The sequence below is a fragment of the Mycobacterium sp. genome (assembly GCF_049280035.1).
Taxonomy (GTDB): domain Bacteria; phylum Actinomycetota; class Actinomycetes; order Mycobacteriales; family Mycobacteriaceae; genus Mycobacterium.
The window spans coordinates 1-5,279 of the sequence record NZ_JBAPPI010000566.1 but is presented as its reverse complement, the minus strand read 5'-3'; the positions used below and the strand labels follow the sequence as shown (position 1 = coordinate 5,279).

General features: G+C 66.4%; 4 protein-coding genes and 1 riboswitch. Of the genes, 2 read left to right on the top strand and 2 right to left on the bottom strand.

The genetic code is table 11. The annotated features are described in order from the left end of the window. On the top strand, positions 1 to 1,338 hold a 1,338-nt coding region (locus WAN71_RS18510), incomplete at its 5' end, for a DUF3556 domain-containing protein (RefSeq protein ID WP_422226728.1). A 61-nt stretch (positions 1,339 to 1,399) separates the two neighbouring features. On the opposite strand, the gene metE is transcribed toward WAN71_RS18510, so the two are convergent. After that, the gene (gene metE, locus WAN71_RS18505; protein WP_422226727.1) at positions 1,400 to 3,679 is read right to left on the bottom strand and encodes a 5-methyltetrahydropteroyltriglutamate--homocysteine S-methyltransferase; all 2,280 of its coding nucleotides are present in this window, start codon (positions 3,677 to 3,679) and stop codon (positions 1,400 to 1,402) included. Positions 3,680 to 3,815: 136 nt separating this feature from the next. After that, positions 3,816 to 4,033: riboswitch (cobalamin riboswitch) on the bottom strand. 18 nt (positions 4,034 to 4,051) lie between these two features. Beyond that, positions 4,052 to 4,696: an SDR family oxidoreductase gene (locus WAN71_RS18500; RefSeq protein WP_422226726.1), complete on the bottom strand. Its 645-nt coding sequence runs from the start codon at positions 4,694 to 4,696 to the stop codon at positions 4,052 to 4,054. Between the two features lie 98 nt (positions 4,697 to 4,794). Between WAN71_RS18500 and WAN71_RS18495 the strand changes: the two genes are divergently transcribed. Beyond that, positions 4,795 to 5,279, top strand: a 485-nt coding sequence (locus WAN71_RS18495; RefSeq protein ID WP_422226725.1) for a beta-ketoacyl synthase N-terminal-like domain-containing protein, incomplete at its 3' end; no start/stop codon positions are given.

Genomic DNA, 5,279 nt, shown 5'->3' with positions numbered 1-5,279 from the left:
GATGACCGGACTCCGGTCGATGCGCTGCTGTACGGCGCACTGCTGGTGCTGCTCGTCGTCGCGATCGTCTCCGACGGCACCGGGCCGCTGCCGGCGCTGGGGACGGCGGTCGGGGTGCTGCCGTCTTGGCAGATCTGGGCGGTGCTCGGCGTATTGGCGGTGCTGGGTCTGCGCGACAAGGTCATCTTCCTGGCCGCCCGCGGCGAGGTGTACGCCTCGTTCACGGTTGCCTTCCTGTTCGCCGGCTATGGGGTGGACATGATCCTGGGCGCCAAACTGGTGTGCCTGGTGATCTGGCTGGGCGCAGCAACTTCCAAGCTCAACAAGCACTTTCCGTTCGTCATCTCGACGATGATGAGCAACAACCCGGTGTTCCGGCCACGGTTGATCAAACGGGCGTTCTTCGAACACTTTCCGGATGACCTGCGTCCGGGCCGGCCGTCGCGCTGGCTCGCGCATTTCAGCACCGCGATCGAAGGACTGGTGCCGTTGGTGTTGTTCTTCAGTCACGGCGGCTGGCCCACCGCGATCGCCGCATTCGTCATGCTGTGCTTCCACTTTGGCATCCTGTCGTCGATTCCGATGGGGGTGCCGCTGGAGTGGAATGTCTTCATGATGTTCAGCGTGCTGGCGCTGTTCGTCGGCCACGCCTCCGTCGGGCTCGGCGACCTGACCACACCGCTGCCGCTGCTGCTGTTCGCTGTCGTCGCGGGCACGGTGGCCCTCGGAAACCTGTTCCCCCGCAAGGTGTCTTTCTTGCCGGGCATGCGATACTACGCGGGCAACTGGGACACCACGCTGTGGTGCATCAAACCTTCGGCCGACGGGAAAATCGCCAAGAGCATCGTGGCGATCGCCAGCATGCCCGCCGCCCAGCTGGAGAAATTCTACGGCAGCAAGGAAGCCGCGCAGATCCCGATGTACATGGGATATGCCTTCCGCGCCTTCAACACTCACGGCCGCGCCTTGTTCACCTTGGCGCACCGCGCGATGGCTGAGCGGAACGAGGACGACTACGTCCTCACCGACGGCGAGCGACTCTGCAGCACCGCGATCGGGTGGAATTTCGGCGACGGGCACTTCAGCAACGAGCAGTTGGTCGCGGCCCTGCACAAGCGCTGTCACTTCGAGCCGGGCGAGGTGCGGGTGGTGATGCTCGACGCCCAGCCGATTCACAACCAGACTCAGCAGTATCGGTTGGTGGACGCCGCGACCGGCGAATTCGAGCGAGGCTACGTCCGGGTGGCCGACATGGTGTCCCGCCAGCCCTGGGCCGACGACGTGCCGGTGCACGTGTATGAAAGCTCGACCGAGCGGCAGGCCCCGCGCCGAACGTGAAGCTGTTGCGAGATTTCAGCGGGTGATGTCGCAACAGTTTCACGCTCGGCGATTGCCATGCCTAGGCGCTGGCCCGCACTTTCTTGGTCGCGGCGACCAGATTGGTCAGCGACGCCGAGACCTCGTCGGGATTGCGGGTTTTCAGACCGCAGTCGGGGTTGACCCACAGTCGTTCGGCGGGAACGGCTTTCAACGCCGCCCGCAGCGACTTGGCGATCTCGTCGGTGCTGGGCACCCGCGGCGAGTGGATGTCGTAGACGCCGGGTCCCACGCTGTTGGCGAAGCCGACCGAGTTCAGATCGTCGAGCACCTCCATGTGCGAGCGGGCGGCCTCGATGGACGTGACGTCGGCATCCAGGTCGGCGATCGCGCCGATCACCTCGCCGAACTCCGAGTAGCACAGGTGCGTGTGGATCTGCGTCGAATCGGCCACGCCGGAGGTTGCCAACCGGAACGAACCCACCGCCCAGTCCAGATAGGCCGCCTTGTCGGCGTCGCGCAGCGGTAGCAGTTCCCGCAGGGCGGGCTCGTCGACCTGGATCACCGCGATGCCGGCCGACTGCAGGTCCACGGTCTCGTCGCGAATGGCCAGCGCCACCTGGTTGGCGGTGTCGGCCAGCGGCTGGTCGTCACGGACGAACGACCAGGCCAGGATTGTGACCGGACCGGTGAGCATGCCCTTGACCGGCTTGTCGGTCAGCGACTGGGCGTATTTGGCCCAGTCCACCGTCATCGGGTGCTGACGGGCGACGTCACCGTAGAGGACCGGTGGGCGCACGCAGCGGCTGCCGTAGGACTGCACCCAGCCGTTCTTGGTGGCAAAGAATCCGTCCAGCTGCTCGGCGAAGTACTGCACCATGTCATTGCGCTCCGGCTCGCCGTGCACCAGCACGTCCAGACCCAGGTCCTCCTGCAGCTTGATGACGTCGGCAATCTCCTGCTTCATCCGGTTCTCGTAGCCGGCCTCGTCGATTTCACCGGCAACCAGCGCAGCGCGAGCCTTGCGAATCGCCGAGGTCTGCGGGAACGACCCGATCGTCGTGGTCGGCAGCGGCGGCAGGTGCAGGCGCGCGTTCTGCGCCTCGCGGCGCTCTGTGGCCGGCCCGCGTTCAGTGCCCGATTTGGTGATCGAGTCGATGCGAGCACGCACCTGGTTGTTGTGCAGCCGCGGATCTGAGCGACGAGACTTCACCGCGGCGTTGGAGGCCTCGATCTCCTCGGCAACCGCGTCACGGCCATCGCGCAGCGCGCGTGCCAAAGTGGCGACCTCGTGCACCTTCTCGGCGCCGAAGGCCAGCCAGCTGCGCAGCGCGTCGTCCAGCTCGGTCTCGGGCTCCAGCGAGTACGGCACATGCAGCGTCGAGCATGACGTAGACACGGCAACTGTCTGCGCTGAACCCAGTAGCGCGGCCAGCTTGCTCAGCGCCGATTCCAAGTCGGTGCGCCAGATGTTGCGGCCGTCGACGATACCGGCCACCAGCGTCTTGCCGGCTAGGCCGGGAACCCCAGATATGTTGGCCACCGCGGTGTTGGCGCCGTAGACCAGGTCCACGCCGATCGCCTCGACGGGTGTGCGAGCCAGCGCGGGCAGTGCGATGCCGGGGTCGCCGAAGTAGGTGGCCACGTAAATCGCGGGCCGCTTCTGCACCGATCCCAGCGTGTTGTACACCTTCTCCGCCAGGGCGGCGGTGTCGGCGTAGATGTCGGTCACCAGTACCGGTTCGTCCAGCTGCACCCACTCGGCGCCGTTGTCGGCCAACAGCGAAAGCAGCTCGCAGTATTGGGGGACCAGCTCGTCGAGCCGCTCCACCGGTGCGCCCGCACCACCGACCGCCTTACTCAGCAACAGGAAGGTGAGCGGGCCGATGATCACTGGACGCGCCGGAACCCCTTGCTCGCGAGCCTCTTTGAGTTCAGCCAGCACCTTCTCGGGATGCAGCGAGAACTTGGTGTCCGGCCCGATCTCGGGGACGATGTAGTGGTAGTTGGTGTCGAACCACTTGGTCATTTCCAGCGGCGCGATGTCCTTGGTGCCGCGGGCGGCCGCGAAGTACCGGTCCAAGTCATCGGAGATGCTTTGCACCGGGGCCGGCAGCGCTCCCAGCAGCACGGCGGTGTCAAGGATCTGGTCGTAGTAGGAGAAGGTGTTAACCGGCACCGAGTCCAAGCCGGCGGCGACCAGCTGTGACCAGGTGTCGCGGCGCAGCGTGGCGGCGACATTCTCCAACTCTGCTCGGCTGGTCCGGCCCGCCCAGTAGCCCTCGGTGGCTCGCTTGAGCTCCCTCCGCGGGCCGATGCGCGGAGAGCCGGTGACGGTGGCGGTAAACGGTGTTGCGGTCACGATCTGGTCCTTTAATCGACGGGGTGGTCACCGCCAGCGGACGCGAAGCTGATCCGGTTGCGTTGTGCCGCTAGCACACTTCTGCAACCAGGACAGCCGAACGCCCATTCCACGAGGCGATGAGCCGCCAGGCGCGGCGCGCCCGGCACAGTCGGCAGGTCTTCGGACTTGCAGGCACACACTCCAGTGGTGCTCCTACTGGCCGTCGCTTCCCGGTCGGCTGACCAGTGCTTGTGACGGCGGTCGTTCCTGCATACCGCTGCGGGACAGTCCCGGACTTTCACCGGGTTCCCTCTTACGAAGCACTCGTAACATGCTTCGCTCGATGCCGACACCTAGTGGGGCGGCGGCAAACCAGCTGCACCAACGAGATTACCTGGCGGCCAGCACCTCGGCGATGGGCAGGTCGCCGTTGTTGAATTCGATGGTCCGGCGGATCGCTGAAGTGTCATCGCCCAACACGGCGGCTGCCACCAGCGCGACATCTTCCCGGGAGACCTCTCCGGCGGTGCCGACGGCGATTCGGCCGGTGGCCGGTTCGAGCGTGAGTCGGCCCGGCCCCAGCACCGTCCAGTCGAGGTCACTGGCCCGAAGGTGGGCATCGGCGGCCGCTTTCGCCTCGGCGTAGGGGAAGAACGGATTGTCCTCGGCTACGCCGTGGTCTGGCCCCGCGCCGAAGTACGACACCATGACGAAACGACGCGTGCCGGCCTGGCGGGCGGCATCGATCACCCGGATCGCGGCGTCTCGGTCGACGGCATAGGTGCGGGCCGGGTCGCCGCCACCGGCCCCGGCGGAGAACACCACCGCGTCGTACCCGGCGAGCATATCGGTCAGCGCGTCGGTGTCCAGCGCCTCGATATCCGCGACGACCGGACTGGCACCCGTCGCCGCGACGTCCTGGGCGTGGTCGGGATTACGGAAGACCGACGTCACCTCATCGCCTCGCTCAGTCAGGGTCCGAGCCAGGTGCAACGCGACCTTGCCATGGCCGCCGATGACGACAATGCGCGACATGGCTCTCGACGCTACCTGCCCGCTGAGCACCCCCGTGGCGAGCCGTCCAACGGGTTGGTCAACAATCGAGGCACAACCTCAAGTCATAAGGAGAAGTCATGGCTGAAGCCGTCATCGTCGAGGCGGTCCGTTCACCGATCGGCAAGCGCAACGGTGGGCTGTCCGGCGTACACCCCGCCGATCTGTCCGCGCAGGTCCTCAACGGACTCGTCGAGAAGGCCGGCGTCGACCCCGAGATCGTCGACGACGTGATTTGGGGATGCGTCATGCAGGCCGGCGAGCAGGCGCTCGACATCGGGCGCACTGCGTTGCTGACCGCCGGCTGGCCGGAGACCGTTCCCGGTGTCACCGTCGACCGGCAGTGTGGGTCGAGCCAGCAGTCGATTCACTTCGCCGCCGCCGGGGTGATCGCCGGGCACTACGACGTCGTCGTCGCCGGCGGTGTGGAGTCGATGTCGCGGACACCGATGGGCTCGTCGCTGGCGAACGGCGGTAGGCCGTTCCCGCAGACCTTCCTCGACCGCTACGACGGCGCGGTCCCCAACCAGGGAATCGGCGCGGAGATGATCGCCGAGCAGTGGGG

Coding starts and splice junctions, on each gene's coding strand:
- WAN71_RS18500 (WP_422226726.1), bottom strand. CDS start 4,696: ATGTCGCGCATTGTCGTCATCGGCGGCCATGGCAAGGTCGCGTTGCAC.